Origin of the sequence: Aliarcobacter vitoriensis (genome assembly GCF_048320235.1) — a bacterium.
Classification (GTDB): Bacteria; Campylobacterota; Campylobacteria; order Campylobacterales; family Arcobacteraceae; genus Aliarcobacter; species Aliarcobacter vitoriensis.
This window is the reverse complement of the sequence record NZ_CP182882.1, coordinates 914033-931942: the sequence shown is the minus strand read 5'-3', so window position 1 is coordinate 931942 and position 17910 is coordinate 914033. Positions and strand designations below refer to the sequence as shown.

General features: G+C 30.3%; 18 protein-coding genes and 5 tRNA genes. 18 read left to right on the top strand and 5 right to left on the bottom strand.

The window, feature by feature from the left end; translation table 11 throughout:
• Positions 1-15: 15 nt before the first annotated feature.
• Positions 16-1200: an MFS transporter gene (locus ACNSOS_RS04695; RefSeq protein WP_418186127.1), complete on the top strand. Its 1185-nt coding sequence runs from the start codon at positions 16-18 to the stop codon at positions 1198-1200.
• Positions 1201-1327: 127 nt separating this feature from the next.
• On the top strand, positions 1328-1891 hold the full coding sequence (locus tag ACNSOS_RS04690) for a flavin reductase family protein (RefSeq protein ID WP_418186126.1): 564 nt from the start codon (positions 1328-1330) through the stop codon (positions 1889-1891).
• A 13-nt stretch (positions 1892-1904) separates the two neighbouring features.
• On the opposite strand, the gene ACNSOS_RS04685 is transcribed toward ACNSOS_RS04690, so the two are convergent.
• The gene (locus ACNSOS_RS04685; RefSeq protein WP_418186125.1) at positions 1905-2249 is read right to left on the bottom strand and encodes a cytochrome C; all 345 of its coding nucleotides are present in this window, start codon (positions 2247-2249) and stop codon (positions 1905-1907) included.
• An 11-nt stretch (positions 2250-2260) separates the two neighbouring features.
• Entirely contained in the window at positions 2261-3586 is a 1326-nt protein-coding gene (locus ACNSOS_RS04680) for a sulfite oxidase (protein ID WP_418186124.1), read from the bottom strand.
• Between the two features lie 494 nt (positions 3587-4080).
• Between ACNSOS_RS04680 and ACNSOS_RS04675 the strand changes: the two genes are divergently transcribed.
• A complete protein-coding gene (locus ACNSOS_RS04675; protein ID WP_418186309.1) occupies positions 4081-5988 on the top strand; it encodes a TonB-dependent receptor domain-containing protein in 1908 nt (635 codons plus the stop codon).
• Between the two features lie 152 nt (positions 5989-6140).
• Here the strand turns inward: ACNSOS_RS04675 and ACNSOS_RS04670 are convergent, their stop codons facing one another.
• Genes ACNSOS_RS04670 through gpmI form a run of 3 tightly spaced genes read right to left on the bottom strand, consistent with a single transcriptional unit; the run spans position 6141 to position 10296 of the window.
• On the bottom strand, positions 6141-8132 hold the full coding sequence (locus ACNSOS_RS04670) for a penicillin-binding protein 1A (protein ID WP_418186123.1): 1992 nt from the start codon (positions 8130-8132) through the stop codon (positions 6141-6143).
• A 2-nt stretch (positions 8133-8134) separates the two neighbouring features.
• Positions 8135-8824, bottom strand: a complete 690-nt coding sequence (locus tag ACNSOS_RS04665) for an ATP-binding cassette domain-containing protein (RefSeq protein ID WP_418186122.1) — start codon at positions 8822-8824, stop codon at positions 8135-8137.
• On the bottom strand, positions 8824-10296 hold the full coding sequence (gpmI, locus tag ACNSOS_RS04660) for a 2,3-bisphosphoglycerate-independent phosphoglycerate mutase (protein ID WP_418186121.1): 1473 nt from the start codon (positions 10294-10296) through the stop codon (positions 8824-8826). The genes ACNSOS_RS04665 and gpmI overlap by 1 nt, the downstream gene beginning before the upstream one ends.
• 70 nt (positions 10297-10366) lie before the next feature.
• On the opposite strand from gpmI, the gene mraY reads away from it, so the two are divergent.
• From mraY to rplL, 15 genes are all read left to right on the top strand, one after another.
• Positions 10367-11428 (top strand): phospho-N-acetylmuramoyl-pentapeptide-transferase, encoded by a 1062-nt coding sequence (gene mraY, locus ACNSOS_RS04655; RefSeq protein WP_418186120.1) that lies wholly within the window; start codon positions 10367-10369, stop codon positions 11426-11428.
• A 12-nt stretch (positions 11429-11440) separates the two neighbouring features.
• The gene (gene murD / locus ACNSOS_RS04650; RefSeq protein ID WP_418186119.1) at positions 11441-12601 is read left to right on the top strand and encodes a UDP-N-acetylmuramoyl-L-alanine--D-glutamate ligase; all 1161 of its coding nucleotides are present in this window, start codon (positions 11441-11443) and stop codon (positions 12599-12601) included.
• A 42-nt stretch (positions 12602-12643) separates the two neighbouring features.
• A tRNA-Phe gene (locus tag ACNSOS_RS04645) sits at positions 12644-12719 on the top strand.
• 10 nt (positions 12720-12729) lie between these two features.
• Positions 12730-12806, top strand: a tRNA-Thr gene (locus ACNSOS_RS04640).
• A gap of 56 nt (positions 12807-12862) precedes the next feature.
• Positions 12863-12947 (top strand) — tRNA-Tyr (locus tag ACNSOS_RS04635).
• Positions 12948-12956: 9 nt separating this feature from the next.
• Positions 12957-13033: transfer RNA gene (locus ACNSOS_RS04630), tRNA-Gly, on the top strand.
• 210 nt (positions 13034-13243) lie between these two features.
• On the top strand, positions 13244-14452 hold the full coding sequence (gene tuf / locus ACNSOS_RS04625) for an elongation factor Tu (protein ID WP_113909562.1): 1209 nt from the start codon (positions 13244-13246) through the stop codon (positions 14450-14452).
• Positions 14453-14461: 9 nt separating this feature from the next.
• A complete protein-coding gene (gene rpmG / locus ACNSOS_RS04620) occupies positions 14462-14632 on the top strand; it encodes a 50S ribosomal protein L33 (RefSeq protein WP_024775591.1) in 171 nt (56 codons plus the stop codon).
• Between the two features lie 37 nt (positions 14633-14669).
• Positions 14670-14745 (top strand) — tRNA-Trp (locus tag ACNSOS_RS04615).
• 76 nt (positions 14746-14821) lie between these two features.
• Complete coding sequence (gene secE / locus ACNSOS_RS04610; protein ID WP_026803893.1) at positions 14822-15004, top strand: preprotein translocase subunit SecE; 183 nt, start codon at positions 14822-14824, stop codon at positions 15002-15004.
• 10 nt (positions 15005-15014) lie between these two features.
• A complete protein-coding gene (gene nusG, locus ACNSOS_RS04605; RefSeq protein WP_418186118.1) occupies positions 15015-15542 on the top strand; it encodes a transcription termination/antitermination protein NusG in 528 nt (175 codons plus the stop codon).
• A 94-nt stretch (positions 15543-15636) separates the two neighbouring features.
• Positions 15637-16062 carry a 50S ribosomal protein L11 gene (gene rplK / locus ACNSOS_RS04600; RefSeq protein WP_113892985.1) on the top strand — a complete coding sequence of 142 codons (426 nt, stop codon included), beginning with the start codon at positions 15637-15639 and terminating at the stop codon, positions 16060-16062.
• A 77-nt stretch (positions 16063-16139) separates the two neighbouring features.
• Complete coding sequence (gene rplA, locus ACNSOS_RS04595) at positions 16140-16838, top strand: 50S ribosomal protein L1 (RefSeq protein ID WP_113892987.1); 699 nt, start codon at positions 16140-16142, stop codon at positions 16836-16838.
• Between the two features lie 163 nt (positions 16839-17001).
• Positions 17002-17490: a 50S ribosomal protein L10 gene (rplJ, locus tag ACNSOS_RS04590; RefSeq protein ID WP_418186117.1), complete on the top strand. Its 489-nt coding sequence runs from the start codon at positions 17002-17004 to the stop codon at positions 17488-17490.
• A 43-nt stretch (positions 17491-17533) separates the two neighbouring features.
• The gene (gene rplL, locus ACNSOS_RS04585; protein ID WP_115428870.1) at positions 17534-17905 is read left to right on the top strand and encodes a 50S ribosomal protein L7/L12; all 372 of its coding nucleotides are present in this window, start codon (positions 17534-17536) and stop codon (positions 17903-17905) included.
• The last annotated feature ends 5 nt before the right edge of the window (positions 17906-17910 follow it).

Sequence of the window (17910 nt, the reverse complement as noted above, 5' to 3'; positions counted from 1 at the left end):
CTTTAAGGAAAAAAATTGAAATATTATATAAGCTTTTTAAAAGAGCATAAAATTATTAGAGATTTGTCTTTAGTTAATTTTATCTCATCTTTTGGAGCTTGGTTCTCAACTGTTGCGATATATACAATGATTGTAGAATTAGGTTCATCTGAATTAGCAATAGCAATAGTAACTGCTATGCACTTTATACCTGCAATTATAATTGCACCAATAAGTGGAGCAATAATTGATAGAGTAAAAATAAAACCTCTTATGATTTCACTACTTTGTGTTGAATTACTTATGACAATAATGTTTTTAACGATAAATGATTTAAGTCACCTCTGGATTTTATTGATTTTTATATTTATTAGAATGAGTGCAGCTTCTATGTATTTTTCTACTGAAATGTCACTTTTAGCTAAGCTTTTAGAAGGTAAGAAACTTCAAACAGCAAATGAAATAAATTCAATTATTTGGTCTTTTACTTATGCTGTTGGTATGGCGGCAAGTGGATTTATAGTAAATTTATATGGTGTAAAAACTGCGATTATAATTGATGTTTGTATTTTTGTTTTAGCTTTAATTGTATTTATTCAAATAAAATTAAATATTGAACATAAACAAGTTACGCAAAAGATATTTGAGTTGATGAAAGATGGATTTTTATATATTAAAAATAATAAAATTATTTTACATTTGATATTTTTACATGCAAGTGTAGGATTAAGTTCTTATGACGCACTTATTACGATTTTGGCAAAAAATCAGTATAAAGAACTCATTGCTGTGCCACTTGCTATTGGTTTATCAAATGCTGTTAGAGCAGTTGCTCTTATGATAGGTCCATTAATTTTAAATAAAATTATAAAAAAAGAAAATTTACATTATTTGCTAACTTTTCAAGGGATAACTATTATTTTATGGGCATTAACTCAAGATAATTTTTATATATCTTTGATATCATTGTTTTTCGTAGGATTTAGCACAGCATTTTTATGGTCTTATACATATTCAATGCTACAAAATCATTGTGATAATAAATACATTGGAAGAGTAATATCGTATAATGATATGGTTTTTATGTTAGCAAATGTATCTACAACTTTGTTTATAGGAACTATGGCACATATTACTACAACTACGGTTATAACTATTTGTTTAGGAGTTGCTTTTTTGTTTTTTGCATATTACTATACAAAAATTTTGAAACTAATTTGAGAAAGGCTTTTTTCTAAAAGCCCTTTAGAGTTTTGCTACTTTTAAAAACTTTTTATAAGTTTCGTTAAAAAGTATTTAATAAATATTAGGTTTCCTTTTAAATGGGAACCATTTAAAAGGATAAAAAATGATATTAGATTATGAAAATGTAAATGAGTTAAATAGATACAAGATAATGTCTGGAAGTATAGTTCCAAGACCAATAGCTTGGATAGTTACTGAAGATAATGGAGTTTTAAATGCTGCTCCTTTTTCTTATTTTATTCCAATTTCTACAAGTCCAGCTTTAGTAATTGTAGCCATTGGTAAAAAAGATGATGGAAGTCCAAAAGATAGTTTGGCAAATATTTTAAAAACAAAAAAAGCAACAATTTGTTTTCCAAATAAAGACAATATTGAACAAGTTCAAAAATGTGCTATGCAACTGTCAAAAGATGAAAGCGAAATAGAAAAATTTGAAATAGATGTAAGAAAAGAGTTAGAAGATTATCCACCTATGATTACTTCAACTCAAACAGCACTTTTTTGTGAGTATTATGATACTTATAAAGTAGATGGAGATACAACACCAGTTATCTTAAAAATAAATTATCAATATATCGAAGATGGAAGAATCAATGAAAGAAATCATACAAATATAGAGAGTATTGGAAGAGTTGGAGTTACTTTTAAAGCTATGGTTGATTTATAAACTAGAGAAAACTCTAGTTTATATTTGGAAGATCTTTTGCTTTTAAATTTGGTCTTCTTGATGTTTCAGTTGGTGGATAGTTTTTTTCAAGATAAGTTAATATCTCATCTTCAATAGCTGGTTCAAATTCCCATAAACCTTGAGTTCTTTGCATCCAAACTATCATAGCTTTCCACATATCTCTATCACCTTTTTGTAAAGTGATAAACTTTGCACTATGGCAAACAGTACAATTTGCTTTTACTGTTTCAAACCCTTTGTCTATAATCAAGCCTGTTTCACTATCAAACTCTTTTGCTTGAAGATAAAAAGGTGAAATCAAGAAAGCTAGAATTGTAAGTTTTATAAAAGTTTTCATAAAATCTCCTTTTATACTACTTGAACAGCTATTCTATGACAAGCATTATTTAAATACCCATTCGGATTCCATCCTGGTAAAATCATAGGTTGCATATTACCTTTGCTATCTGTTGCTCTTGCCCAAACTTCGTAATATCCTTTTTTAGGGAATGTTACACTTGTTTCCCAAGTTTGCCAAGCAGTTTTGTTTAGTGGTTTATTTACTTTTGCTTTTTGCCAAGTTATTCCAAAGTCTATTGAAACATACATTTCATCAACTTTTAAATCTCCAGCCCAAGCTTTACCATTTAGTTTTAATTTATCATTTATATTGTGATTAATTCCTGATTTAGGAAAAGTAATCAATGATTTTACAGGCATAGATTCTATAATACACATATTATCATTTTCTACTTTTGAACCTGGAACAACTGGTTCACAAGGCATTCTATATGATTGCCCCATCATCTTTTCACCATCATGGATTTTGTTTCTTATTACAATTTTGCTTAGCCATTTTCCAGAAACAGAAGCTGGCCAACCACCAATAGCCAATCTTAATGGATAACCATTGTGATAAGGTATATCTTCGCCTTCATAAGCCCAAGCAATTAATATTTCATCTTCTAAAGCTTTACTTATAGGTACACCACGACTTATTACCACTTTTGTAGGATCACCACTCAAATGTGTATCTTTTCCATAATATCCTATGTAAACAGCATCTTCTTTAATACCACAATCTTTTAAAACATCTTTAAGTCTAACACCAGTCCATCTTCCACAACCAACAGCTCCAACTTCCCATTGGTTTCCTTTTGTAGGAGGATTGAACTCATGTCTTCCATTTCCACCACACTCTAAAGTCATAGCATAAGTGTAATGTTTAAATTTTTTCTTTAGTTCATCAATAGTAAATGTTTTTGGATTTTGACAACTCTCTCCAGTTATCTCTAAAGTCCAAGTTTTCAAATCTATGCTATTAAGTTCAGGTGGAACACCATTGTTTCTTATAAAAAAGTGTTTATCTGGTGTAAATTCATCATTCAACAAATGTGCAGGTGTTTCAGCATTGATTGGTCTATCATTTAAGTAAATAAGACCATCTTTACCTTCAACAGAAAATGGTTTATCTGAATTTGCTAAGAGTGCAGGGATTAATCCAGAAGGCATATTGTTAGCAAATGGAATATTTGAACCAACAACAGCAGCCATTGCTAAAAGTGAACTTTTTTTCAAAAATCCTCTTCTTGTAGTAGGTTCAACTTCTCTTCCAAAAATCTCCAAATCAGCTTTTACAGGGTCGTTTGCATAAGCTTCATGTATTCCAACAGTTTTTTTTGTTTTTTCACTCATAACTCTCTCCTTTTATGATTGTTAAGTGTAAGAACTCTTACAAGTAAATCTTATATTAAAAACAATTTAAAACTATTAAATATTAATATTTTAAGTTTTAATTAATAGAAATGTATAAAAAATGTAACATAAACTTTATATAAAATTTTACATAACGATATAAATTTACAAATTTATTTAATAATTGTTATTACTTTTATATTATTTTAAGTTTAAATGATTAATATTTCATTTACTTTTTTGATAATTGTTATATTGATTATTTAAAATGTAGAAAATAAAGATAAATTTTCCTAAAAGATTTATCGAAATTTTAATCCAAAATTTAACAAAAAGGACAAGTATGAATATACGAATTGCTAAGACAGTAGCAACTGCTTTATTAGTTTTCGGGGGGTAACCTATTAAGTGCTAATGAAACTACAACTTTAGATGAAATTAAAGTTACAACAGCTGCAGGACACGAGCAACTTTTAAAAGATGCTTCAGCTTCAATCACAGTTTTAACTGCTGAAAAATTAAATGAAAAATCATATACTAGTGTTGTTGATGCTATTAAAAATGTACCAGGAGTATATGTTAATAACGAATATGGAAGTAGTACTGAATCAGAAGGAATTTCTATTCGTGGTATGGCAGTGACAGAAACACTATACTTAGTAGATGGAAAACCATTAACAAATGGAAGGAATTTCGGAAGAGCTGCAGGAACTGCGGGACAAGCTAATGGTTTAAATAATATGTTACCACCAATTTCTATGATTGAAAAAATAGAGATAGTTAGAGGTCCAGCTTCTTCACTTTATGGTGGAAATGCTTTAGGTGGAGTTATAAATATCATCACAAAAAAAGCCACAAAAGAGTGGACTGGAAGTTTTAATGTTGAATATCTAACTCCAGATTCAAGCAATAAAATAGGTGATAATAAATTAGCTACAAATGTATTTACTCAAGGACCTTTAATAGACAATCTTTTAGCTTTACAACTAAATGCTTCACATACTAAAAAAGATGGTGGTGGAGTTAGACCAAATCCAACTGCTACAAACCCTGATGCAACATCAGTTGTAAATGGTAGTGAGGCTAAAGGAGTTGGTGGAAAACTTATACTTACACCAAATGATGAAAATGATATTAGTGCAGAGTATAAGTATTCAGAGAAAAAAACAGTATTAGCAGAAGGTGTTGCTGAAACGGTTGCAAATACAAGCCCTTATATAAAAGATATATACACTCTTACTCATGATGGAAGATATGGAAATCTTATAATGAGTACATACTATCAAGCAGAAGAGACAAAAAAAGAAGGTTCAACATCTAATCTTGATGTGATTGAAACAAATAATGTTTTCAATCATCAATCAACTTATGCTTTAGGTGAGCATATTTTAACTTTTGGTGGACAATATAAAGAAGAAGAGTTTAAAGATCCAGCTCAAAAATTAAAAAAAATAGATAGATGGCTTGGTGCTATTTTTGCTGAAGCAGAGTGGGGTATCCTTGATGATTTAGCAGTTACAACTGGACTTAGATACAATGATGATGAAAAATATGGTGGAAATTTATCTCCTAGAGTTTATGGGGTTTATCACTTAACTGATAATTGGACATTAAAAGGTGGAGTTACAACTGGATACTCTCAACCTACAATTTCAGCTGCTACTGATGGTTGGACTCAAGGTTATGGAAGGGGACTATGGCTTGGAAATTCTAATTTAGATCCAGAAGAAAGTGTAAATTATGAGGCTGGGCTTCACTATGAAGATAAAGATTTAGGATTAACTAGTAGTGTTGTTTTATTCCAAACAGATTATAAAAATAAAATTGTGCCAAATAGAGTTTGTCAGCCTACTGGTTCTAATGGTAGTTATACAGGTTGCGAACAATATGGTGCAACTAATACAAATGGATTTGTAAATAAATATGAAAATGTTGCAGATGCTACAATGAAAGGTATAGAGTTAGCAACTAATTATGATATCTTAGAAAACTTACAAGCAGGAGCTAGTTATACATTTACAAAATCTGAAGTTAAAGATGGAGTATTTAATAAAGGTATGTCAACTGAAATAGACCTTTCAGGAAAAACTTTAAATAAAACACCAGAACATATGTTTAATCTTACTTTAGATTATCAACCAACTTCAAAATGGAATCTATGGGGACAATTTAATTACAGAGGTAAATCAGCAGAATATTTGAGTTTTGATCATAGTACAGATCAACAACCTGAAACTCCAGCATATCATACATCAGATTTAGGAGTTGTATATAAAGCTACAAAAGATTTAAGTTTTAAAGCTGGTGTTTATAATGTTGCAAATAAACAAATTACAAATGCAGATTATGGAATTACCCTTGATGGTAGAAGATATAATATTGCTATGAATGTAAAATTCTAAAAAATATTCATTCCCAAGTATTGGCGACATTTGGGAAGTAGATTAAACGCCATTTTATTTTCATTTCCGATATATTTTCGGAAACTTTCCTTTTTTATGGTAGGTTTTTTAGGAGAAACCTACCATACCTTTATTTAAGTACTAAAAAAGATTTAAAACTCTAAAACCTCTTCATTTGAATTTGATTGTTCTATTATGATTTGTGAATCAATATCTGGTAATGGAGATAAATCTGTATAATACTCATCTTTCCCATTAAAATTTCCTAGATATACATTTTCAGGTTTTGTAAATGTTCTTGGTATTTCTGGATAAAGCTCAAGATATTTTTTGAAAAAATATGAAAATGCTGGAGCTGCTAGTGTACTTCCAGTTTCACTTCTTCTCATAGGTTTATTATTGTCATTTCCATACCAAACTATGGTCTGAATAGATGGTGAGTAGCCACAAAACCAAGCATCAATATTGTCATTTGTCGTTCCAGTTTTTCCTGCAAGTTCTATTCCATCAACTGCTGCTCTTCTTCCTGTCCCTTTTGTAACTACATCTTTTAAAATAGAAGTTATTAAGTATGATTGTTCAGGAGAGTTTAGTTCAGTTTTTATAGGTTCAAAAGTTACACTTTTTCCATCTTTATTTGAAATTTGTTCTACAATATATGGTTTGACTTTAACTCCATTATTTGAAAAAATAGTATAAGCTTGGCTAAACTCAACCAAAGATACACTCATAGAACCAAGAGTGATAGAAAGATTGTTTACAATATCTTTAAATCCATATCTTTGTAAATCATTTGTTGTAATATCAATTCCAACATCAGTAACTAAGTTTAAAGTTGATAAATTTCTTGATTGAACTAAAGAATCTCTAAAACTTACAATTCCTTGAAAATTTCCACCATAGTTTTTCGGTTGCCATTTTTTCTGAACACCACCAACTGTAAAAGTATAAGTTCGTGAGATATCAAATAGTTGCGAAGCTGGATTGTATCCTTCATTTAATGCAGTTTGATATAAGAATGGTTTGATAGCACTTCCAGCTTGTCTTTTTGACTGAAATGCTCTATTAAATACCGATTGAGAGTAATCAATCCCACCAACCATAGCCAATATTTTACCAGTACCACTTTCCAAAGTTATCATAGCTCCATTCAACTCTTTTGTAAAAGCATCATTGTCAGGATTTTTTGAATTTGCTCTTATATTCTCATCTCTTTTCATAGCTTCATCATAAGACTTTTTCAAAGCTTCTTGTGCTATTTCTTGAGTTTGTAAGTCTATTGTTAAATAAACTTTATATCCACCATACAAAATATCTGGAATATCATTTATCAACTCGCTTACTGCATAATCAACAGCCCATGGAGCTATGTTTTGAGTTAAAGTTTGATTATAAATTGTCGGAATTTCATTGATTGATTCTTCAAATTGTTCATTGCTTATCCAACCTAAACTATTCATTCTTGTTACTACTTGATTTGCTCTTGTTAATGAAACTTGAAGATTTTTTGTTGGGTCATAAAAACTAGGAGCTCTTGGAAGCCCAACTAAAATAGCAATCTCTTTTAAAGTAAGTTCATATAAATCTTTTTTGAAATACCCTTTTGCAGCAGTTTTTATACCATAATATCCATGACCAAAATATACATGGTTTAAGTATCTTTCTAAAATTTCTTCTTTTGTTAAAAGAGTTTCAAGTCTTATAGCAAGTAAAGCTTCTTTTACTTTTCTCATAAGCTTTTTTTCTCTAGTTAAAACTAAAACTTTGATTAATTGTTGAGTTAGAGTACTCGCCCCTTCGCTATATCCACCAGATTGAATATTCTTTATAACAGCTCTACTTATTGCATCTGGATTTATACCAAAGTGTTCAAAAAATTGTGTATCTTCTATTGCAACAAGACCTTCTATAACACGAGCAGGAATATCGTCATAGTTTACATACTCTCTATTTTCATCTTTGAAAGTATTTGCTAATAGTCTTCCATTTTTATCAAAAAATTGTGTACTTTGTTTTGGCTCGTAGTTTACTACACTATCAATATCATCTTTTATCTCTTCATATAAATCATATAGTAAGACTACAATAACAGCCCCTACAATAATTGAAATGAAAAAAATTGCTTTTGTTAAAAATTTTAACATCTTTATTTCCTAAATTCTTTGTTTTTAAAAGTTGAGTTTATAAGCTCTTTTGTATAGTCATTTGTTGGGTTTTCTAAAACTTCAATAGTTTTTCCAAACTCTATAATTTTACCTTTTTTCAAAATCACAATATCATTACAAATATCTTTTATAGATTCAATATCGTGAGTTACAAATAGTATTTTTAAATCAAGTTGTTTTTGTAAATCTTGAATAATATTTATAATATTTGTTTTATTTTCTAAATCCAATGCAGTTGTTGGTTCATCAAGTAAAAGAAGTTTTATATCACGACTAAGTGCAATTGCAATAACAACTCTTTGTATTTGTCCACCACTAATTTGAGATGGATATTTATTTAATATATCCAAAGATAGATTTAACAGTTTAAAAACTTCCTCTTTTTTTTCATCACTACAAAAAATTTGATTTTTGATTTTTGTCATTTGTGAAAGTGAAGTAAAAGGATTTTGTGGGATAAATCCTATTGTATTGTAGTTAAGTTCAAAACTACAATCTATCTCATTTTGATACTTTAAAGAGTTTGGAAGTAGATTTAGTAAAGCTTTTAAAGTCAAAGATTTTCCACTTCCACTCTCTCCAATAAGTGCAGTAGAAGTAGATATTTTAAAACTTATATCTACTAACTCTTTATCATTTGCACTTATTTTTAGTTTTTTTATGTTTATCATTAGATTAGTGGTTCATCCATCTCTTTTGGTATTTCTAAATTCATAAGTTTTAAAACTGTTGGAGCGATATTATTTAAGCTACCTTCTTTTACTTTTGTTACATCTTTTGCCATAACAAAACAGTAAACATCTCCAACTGTATGATTTGTTAAAATATTACCTTCATCATCTTTCATCATTTCACAATTTCCATGGTCAGATGTTAAGATGATGTTATAATCTTCTTTTTTTGCGATATCTACTATAAGACCTAGTTCTTTATCTACTGCTTCAACAGCTTTAACTGCTGCTTCAAAAACACCTGTATGTCCTACCATATCTCCATTTGCAAAATTTACAACTATAAAATCAGTATGATTTTTCATAGCAGTTCTTACTGCTTCTCCAACTTGAGGTGCTGACATTTCAGGTTTTAAATCATAAGTTGCAACATCTGGAGATGGTATTAAAACTCTTGTTTCATTTAAAACAGGTTCTTCTACTCCGCCATTAAAGAAAAATGTAACATGGGCATATTTTTCAGTTTCAGCAGTATGAAGTTGAGAAAGTCCAGCATTTGATATAACTTCGGCTAAAGTATTTTTTGGATTGTCTTTAGTAAATAAAACTGGAATAAACACATTTTTATCATATTGTGTCATTGAAGCTAAATTTAAAGAACCTTTAAAAGTTTCAAACTCATTGAAGTCACTTTTTGCAAAAGCACTAGAAATTTCTCTCATTCTATCACTTCTAAAGTTGCAAAATATTATCCCATCATTCTCTTTTATTCCATCGTAACATTCAAAAGCAACTGGATCAAGAAACTCATCAAATATTTTATTTTCATAAGAATTTTTTACGTATGTCAAACAATCATTTTGAGTTTTTGGTATAGCATAAGTCATCGCAACATAAGCTTTTTGAACTCTATCCCATCGATTGTCTCTATCCATAGTATAGTATCTTCCAGATATTGTTGCAATTTTTATATCTTCATCACAAATTTCTAAAATTTTATTTAAATATTTTTTTGCTGAGTCTGGAGCAACATCTCTACCGTCTGTTATGATATGAATAAATACTTTTTTATCCTGATTTTTAGATAGTTTTGCCAAAGCAATAATGTGGTCAATATGCGAATGAACTCCACCATCACTTAAAAGTCCAATTAAATGGATGTTATTTGATTTTGAAATAGTGTTTTTTAAAACTTCATTATCTTTTAGAGTATTATTTTTTATAGCAAGATGAATTTTTACTAAATCTTGATATAAAACTCTTCCACTTCCAATAGTCATATGCCCAACTTCGCTATTTCCCATTTGCATATCTGGAAGTCCTACATATTCTCCATAAGTATGGATTAATGAGTAAGGTACATTTTCAAATAAATAATCATAAGTTGGCTTTTTTGCACTACAAAAAGCATTGTAGTTTTTTGAACTATTATGTCCAATGCCATCTGTTATAATTAATAGTGTTTTGCTCATTTGTTTAAACCTTTTAAAAAGTATAATATAATATAATTATGACCTATTATATCAAAATCAAGGTTTAATTTTGTTTTACTGGCTCTATCGACATTTAGAAATCAATATCTTACAGTATATCTCTGTTCGTGCAGGAATTAGCTTTTTTATAGCTTTTGTTTTAACTATGTATTTAATGCCGAAGTTTATAAGATGGGCAAGAGCAAGAAAAGCTTCTCAACCAATTTATGAATTAGCACCTGAAGCCCATCAAATAAAAGCTGGAACACCAACAATGGGTGGAATTGTATTTATATTCTCAACTTTAATAGCTACTGTTTTAACTGCAAAATTAAATAACTTTTATGTTGTTGGTGGATTATTGACTTTAGGGCTTTTTTCTCTTATTGGGATACAAGATGATTTATCAAAAATTTTAAAAGCAAAAAATAGTGCAGGGTTAAGTGCTAGAATGAAACTTTTATTACAATTTATAAGTGCCTTAATAGTTGTAGGAATTTTGTATTATTTTGGGCATACAACAGATTTATATACTCCATTTTACAAATTCCCACTTTTTGAAATGGGAGTTTTTGCAATAATTTTTTGGATGTTTGTAATTGTTGGTTCTTCAAATGCAGTAAATCTCACAGATGGGCTTGATGGACTAGCAACAGTTCCTTCAATACTTGCTTTCACAACTTTATCTATTTTAGTTTATGTTGTAGGACATGCAGTTTTTGCTAATTACTTGTTATTACCAAATATTGCTATTGTTGGAGAATTGGCAGTTATGGGAGCTGCAATTTGTGGTGCCTTGATAGGATTTTTATGGTTTAATGCCTACCCAGCGGAAGTTTTTATGGGAGATAGTGGTTCTTTACCATTAGGAGCATTTATGGGATATTTAGGAATTGTTTCAAAATCAGAAATATTGTTAATTGCTATTGGATTTATATTTGTTTTAGAAACAGTTTCAGTTATGCTTCAAGTTGGTTCGTATAAACTAAGACAAAAAAGAGTATTTTTGATGGCTCCAATTCATCATCATTTTGAGCAAAAAGGTTGGAAAGAAAATAAAATAATAGTACGTTTTTGGATAATATCATTTATGGCAAATTTAGTAGCACTGTTGAGTTTAAAATTAAGATAGAAAAGGGATACTTTGGATAATATAAGAATTTTAGGAAAAGGCAAAACTGCAAGTGCATTAAAAAAAAGATTTCCAAATGCAAAGCTTTTTGATGATGTTGATTTAGAAATATTTGATAAAAATTCTAATGAAGTTACAGTTGTAAGTCCTGGAATACCTCCATATAATGAACTTGTTGTTGCTTCAAAAAACTTATTGAGTGATTATGACTTATTTTATAATGATATGCCTTTTTCTATTTGGATTAGTGGTACAAATGGAAAGACAACTACAACACAAATGACTCAACATCTTTTAGAAAAATATGATTCTGTTTATGGTGGTAATATTGGAGTACCTTTGAGTGGGCTTGATAACAGTAAAAAAATATGGATTTTAGAAACTTCATCATTCACTTTACATTATACAAACAAAGCTAAGCCGAATATTTATATTTTACTTCCAATAACAGAAGATCACATAACTTGGCATGGTAGTTTTGATGAATATAAAAAAGCAAAATTAAAACCTCTTAATTTTATGAATGAAAATGATATTGCAATTATTCCAGATGAATTTAAAAATATAAAAACAAATGCTTGTGTAATTACATATAATAGTAGTGATGATATCTGTAAACATTTTGGATTTAAAAAAGATGAGTTAAATTTTAAAGAACCATTTCTACTTGATGCTCTATTATCTATGAGTGTTAGAAAGATTTTATTTGATGATGTAAATTATGAATTAATAAATCAATTTAAAATTGATAAACATAAAGTCGAAGAGTTTAAAGATAGTAAAAATAGATTGTGGATTGATGATAGCAAAGCTACAAATGTTGATGCAACTATAAATGCACTAGTGCCATATAAAAATAGTAACATACATATAATATTAGGTGGAGATGATAAGGGTGCAAATCTTGAACCACTTTTTGTAAATATAAAAAATTTAGATATAGAAGTTTATTCTATTGGTTCAAATTCACAAAAGATAGTTGATTTTTGTAATGTATTTAATATAAAAGTTAATAAATGTGATTTTTTAGAACAAGCAGTAAAATTAATAGATATAAATATGAAAGAAAATAGTATTGGATTTTTATCTCCAGCAGCAGCTTCTTTAGATCAATTTAAATCTTATGCACATAGAGGAGAAGAATTCAAAAAATATGTTACAAATTTAAGTTAATATTAATATTGTAAGATGTATAATCTCACTCCAATTTACAGTGGTTCGATAGCTCAGTCGGTAGAGCAAAGGATTGAAAATCCTTGTGTCGACAGTTCGATTCTGTCTCGAACCACCATTTTATGGATGCTGGTGTAGCTCAGTTGGCTAGAGCAGCTGATTTGTAATCAGCAGGTCGGGGGTTCGACTCCCTTCACCAGCTCCATTTTGTCTTGCGTAAGTTTAAGAAACAGCGCTTGACCAGAACAATAATTTTTCAACGGTGAGGTTGGAGAGTGGTCAAATCCTGCGGACTGTAAATCCGCCGCCTACGGCTTCGAAGGTTCAAATCCTTCTCTCACCACCACGCAATGTTGCGGGAGTAGCTCAGTTGGCTAGAGCTTCTGCCTTCCAAGCAGACTGTCGCGAGTTCGAGTCTCGTCTCCCGCTCCATTATTTATTGATTACTGGGAGCTGAGTTATAAACGCAAATTTTTTTATAACTCTAATTTTTCATATCCCATTAATTTAGTTTTTAGTATTTAGTCAATATAATACACATTCAATTTGTGTAAAACAAATCCCCCTCTGAATAGAGAAGCCTGCTGGCTTATCTACTCAGAGGGCAAATTAAGTAAAATAAATTTAGAAGGGGAAATTCCTATGGCAAAAGAAAAGTTTTCAAGAAATAAGCCACACGTAAATATCGGTACAATTGGTCACGTTGACCACGGTAAAACTACAACAACTGCTGCTATTTCTGCAGTATTGGCAGTTAAATATGGTGGAGAGATGAAAGATTATGATCAAATCGATAATGCTCCAGAAGAAAGAGAAAGAGGAATTACTATTGCTACTTCTCATATTGAGTATGAAACAGAAAAAAGACACTACGCACACGTAGATTGTCCAGGTCACGCCGATTATGTTAAAAACATGATTACTGGTGCTGCTCAAATGGATGGAGCTATCTTAGTTATCGCTTCAACTGATGGACCAATGGCTCAAACAAGAGAGCATATCCTATTATCTAAACAAGTAGGTGTTCCATATATCGTTGTATTCTTAAATAAAGAAGATCAATTAGATCCTTCTGACAAAGATGAGATGTTAGAATTAGTTGAAATGGAAATTAGAGAGCTATTATCTACTTATGATTTCCCGGGTGATGATACACCAATTATTGCTGGTTCTGCATTCCAAGCGTTAGAAGAAGCTAAAAAAGGTACTGTTGGTCCATGGGGAGAAAAAATCGTTGCATTAATGAATGCAGTTGATGAATACATCCCAACTCCAGAAAGAGATACTGAAAAATCATTCTTAATGCCAGTTGAAGATGTTTTCTCTATTTCAGGAAGAGGAACAGTTGTTACTGGAAGAATTGAGCAAGGTACAATTAAAGTTGGTGAAGAAATTGAAATCGTTGGTTTCTCTGATACAAGAAAAACAACAGTTACTGGTGTTGAAATGTTCAGAAAAGAAATGGATCAAGGTCAAGCTGGAGATAACTGCGGAATTCTTTTAAGAGGTATCAAAAAAGAAGAAGTTGAAAGAGGACAAGTTCTTATTAAGCCAGGAACAATTACTCCACATACAACTTTCAAATGTGAAGTGTATATCTTGTCAAAAGAAGAAGGAGGAAGACATACTCCGTTCTTTAGTGGATATAGACCACAATTCTATGTTAGAACAACAGACGTAACAGGTTCTTGTACTTTAGCTGAAGGTACTGAAATGGTTATGCCAGGTGATAACGTAGAGATGACAGTAGAATTAGTTGCTCCAATCGCTTTAGATAAAGGAACAAAATTCGCTATTAGAGAAGGTGGAAGAACTGTAGGTGCTGGAGTTGTTTCAGAAATAATTAAATAAGGATTATTGATGGCAAATGCAGTAAGAATTAAAATTGGATTAAAATGTCAAGAAAGTGGAGATATTAACTACACTACTTGGAAAAATCCAAAAACTCATACTGAAAAGTTTGAGGTTAGAAAATATTGTCCAAGATTGAAAAAACATACTACTCATAAAGAAGTAAAGTTAAAATCTTGATATACTCTAAGTCTGCTTATGCAGACTTAAAGTTTTTAGGTCAGTAGCTCCAATGGTAGAGCATCGGATTCCAAATCCGAGTGATGGGGGTTCGAGTCCCTCCTGGCCTGCCACTTAAGTTCTTTAAAGAGTTCTTTGTAAGTTCTTTTTATAGAATTTAAAGATTAAATTGCAAAATCGGAGAAGATAGTGAGTAAAGTTAGTAGTTATTTTAACAATGTAAAATCAGAGTTGTCTAAAGTTATCTTTCCTATTAAAGAACAAATAAGAACTGCATACTTATCTGTATTTATTGTTGTGACTGTTATAACAATATTTTTAGCTATAATTGATGGAATTATGTCAATTAGTCTATCTTCAATAATCAACTAAGGAAATATTTATGGCTCATAAATGGTATGCAATACAAACTTATTCGGGAAGTGAATTGTCTGTTAAAAAGGCATTAGTTAAATTAGCTGATGAAATGGCAGATGATAGAATTGCTGAAGTTTTAGTTCCTACTGAAGATTTAATTGAAGTAAAAAAAGGTAAAAAGACTATAGTTGAAAGACCTCTATACCCAGCTTATGCTTTTGCTAAAATTGATTTAGATACTGCTTTATGGCATAGAATTCAATCAATGCCAAAAGTTGGAAGATTTATTGGTGAATCAAAAAAACCAACAGCTTTGAGTGAAAAAGATATTAATCTTATTTTGGAAAAAGCTAAGAATAAAGCAGCCGCAAAACCAAAAATATCTTTTGATGAAGGTGAAATGGTAAGAATAAATGAAGGGCCATTTGCTAATTTTAATGGAATTGTAGAAGATTTTGATATGGTTTCTGGTGTATTGAAATTAAATGTTTCTATTTTTGGAAGAAATACACCAGTTGAAATATCATATACTCAAGTAGAAAGAATAGTTTAATATATAGTTTAATTTAGGCATTAGGCAAAGAAACTAGCTTCTTCATAGTTTTTTTGCCTAATGTCTAATCATTAAAATTTTTTAAAGGAATAGCATGGCTAAGAAAATTCAAGGTTATTTAAAATTACAAATACCTGCAGGTGCAGCAAATCCATCTCCTCCAGTTGGACCAGCTCTTGGGCAAAGAGGTGTTAATATCATGGAATTCTGTAAAGCATTCAATGAAAAAACAAAAGATAAAGCTGGATATAGATTACCAGTAGTTATTACAATTTATGCAGATAAAAGTTTTACATTTGAAGTAAAACAACCACCTATGACAGAACTTATTAAAAAAGTTTCAGGAATTAAAAAAGGTAGTGATAATCCGCTTAAAAATAAAGTTGGAAAACTATCTAAAGAACAAATCATGGAAATCGTTGATATGAAAATCAAAGATTTAAATACAGATGATAGAGAAGTGGCAGCTAAAATTGTTGCTGGTTCAGCTAGATCTATAGGAATCGATACAGAATTATAATATTCTGTTTTGGATAAAGTCTAACCACTAGTCTTTTAAATAGTGGAAGCAAAAAAATAAATATTGCGGAGAACAAAATGGCAAAAGTTTCAAAAAGATATAAAGCGTTACAATCAAAAGTTGAAGATAGAAAGTATTCTTTAGCTGAAGCTTGTACAACTATAAAAGAGCTAAAATCAGCTAAATTTGATGAAAGTGTTGAAATTGCTCTTAATTTAAATGTAGATCCAAGACATGCAGATCAAATGATTAGAGGGGCAGTTGTTCTTCCAAATGGTACAGGAAAAACTGTTAGAGTTGCAGTATTTGCAAAAGGTGTAAAACTTGATGAAGCAAAAGCAGCTGGTGCTGATGTTGTTGGAAATGATGATTTAGCTGAAGCTATTCAAGCTGGAAATATTAACTTTGATGTTTTAATTGCAACTCCTGATTGTATGGGAATTGTTGGTAAAGTTGGAAGAATTTTAGGACCAAAAGGTTTAATGCCGAACCCTAAAACAGGAACAGTTACTATGGACGTTACAAAAGCAGTTAATGATGCTAAAGGTGGACAAGTAACATATAGAGTTGATAAAAAAGGTAATATGCAAGCTGCTATTGGAAAAATTTCATTTACTTCTGAAGCTATTAAAGAAAATGCAGAAGCATTTATTTCAGCTATTAATAAAGCTAAACCTTCAACTGCAAAAGGAAGATATATTACTAATGCTGCGATTAGTTTAACTATGAGTCCATCAATTGTTTTAGATAATATGGAATTATTAGAAATAAGATAAGGGAACCCTTATCTTTTTTAATATTCAGAAGTATTGAAATTGTTCAATATTTTTGAGTGTTATTCAAAGCACTGATATAAAACTGAAGACAGCTGGTAAAAGAACATCCTCGTTCTTTTGTAAGTCCCGCCTAAGATGATGTTTTGAAAGGAGGAAAACAATAATGACAAGACAAGAAAAATCAGAAATAATAAACCATTTATCAACTGAGTTTAAAAACTCTTTAGCTGTTGTGGTTTGTGATTATAAAGGGCTTACTCATAAAGAGTTAGAATCTTTAAGAAAAGAAGCAAAAGCTAATAATACAAAAGTTCAAGTTATTAAAAATACTTTAGTTGTAAAAGCTGTTCAGGCTGCTGAACTAGGTGATATTGATTTAACAGGAACAAATATTTATTTATGGTCAGAAGATCAAATTTCAGCTTGTAAAGTTGCTGATAAATTTGCAACATCTTCTAAAGACAAATTTGTTATTAAATCAGGGATTATTGAAGGTCAGATTGCAGATGTTGCTAGAGTTAATGCATTTGCTAAATTACCATCAAGAGAAGAACTTCTTGGAATGCTTGCATCTGTATGGATGGGACCAGTTAGAAACTTTACTATTGGTCTTGATGCTCTTAGAAGAAAAAAAGAAGAAGAGGCTGCTTAATTATTTAAGCTAAAATATAATAAAAAATTAAAAAGGATAGAAAATGGCAATTTCTAAAGAAGACGTTTTAGAATTTATTTCTGGTTTATCTGTATTAGAATTATCAGAGTTAGTAAAAGAGTTTGAAGAAAAATTTGGTGTATCTGCACAACCTGTTGCAGTTGCTGGTGGAGCTGTTGCTGCTGTTGAAGCTGCAGAAGAAAAAACTGAATTTGATGTTATCATTGTTGATTCAGGAGATAAAAAAATCAATGTAATTAAAGAAATCAGAGCAATTACTGGTTTAGGATTAAAAGAAGCTAAAGATGCAGCTGAGCAAACTCCTTCTACAATTAAAGAAGGAATCTCTAAAGCTGATGCTGATGCAATTAAAGCACAGTTAGAAGCAGCTGGAGCTAAAGTAGAAGTTAAATAATTTAA

What these genes read in the sequence shown, in the direction of transcription:
- ACNSOS_RS04690 (WP_418186126.1), top strand. Translation starts at nt 1,328, where the DNA reads ATGATATTAGATTATGAAAATGTAAATGAGTTAAATAGATACAAGATA.
- ACNSOS_RS04685 (WP_418186125.1), bottom strand. Translation starts at nt 2,249, where the DNA reads ATGAAAACTTTTATAAAACTTACAATTCTAGCTTTCTTGATTTCACCT.
- ACNSOS_RS04680 (WP_418186124.1), bottom strand. Translation starts at nt 3,586, where the DNA reads ATGAGTGAAAAAACAAAAAAAACTGTTGGAATACATGAAGCTTATGCA.
- ACNSOS_RS04670 (WP_418186123.1), bottom strand. Translation starts at nt 8,132, where the DNA reads ATGTTAAAATTTTTAACAAAAGCAATTTTTTTCATTTCAATTATTGTA.
- ACNSOS_RS04665 (WP_418186122.1), bottom strand. Translation starts at nt 8,824, where the DNA reads ATGATAAACATAAAAAAACTAAAAATAAGTGCAAATGATAAAGAGTTA.
- gpmI (WP_418186121.1), bottom strand. Translation starts at nt 10,296, where the DNA reads ATGAGCAAAACACTATTAATTATAACAGATGGCATTGGACATAATAGT.
- tuf (WP_113909562.1), top strand. Translation starts at nt 13,244, where the DNA reads ATGGCAAAAGAAAAGTTTTCAAGAAATAAGCCACACGTAAATATCGGT.
- rpmG (WP_024775591.1), top strand. Translation starts at nt 14,462, where the DNA reads ATGGCAAATGCAGTAAGAATTAAAATTGGATTAAAATGTCAAGAAAGT.
- nusG (WP_418186118.1), top strand. Translation starts at nt 15,015, where the DNA reads ATGGCTCATAAATGGTATGCAATACAAACTTATTCGGGAAGTGAATTG.
- rplK (WP_113892985.1), top strand. Translation starts at nt 15,637, where the DNA reads ATGGCTAAGAAAATTCAAGGTTATTTAAAATTACAAATACCTGCAGGT.
- rplA (WP_113892987.1), top strand. Translation starts at nt 16,140, where the DNA reads ATGGCAAAAGTTTCAAAAAGATATAAAGCGTTACAATCAAAAGTTGAA.
- rplJ (WP_418186117.1), top strand. Translation starts at nt 17,002, where the DNA reads ATGACAAGACAAGAAAAATCAGAAATAATAAACCATTTATCAACTGAG.
- rplL (WP_115428870.1), top strand. Translation starts at nt 17,534, where the DNA reads ATGGCAATTTCTAAAGAAGACGTTTTAGAATTTATTTCTGGTTTATCT.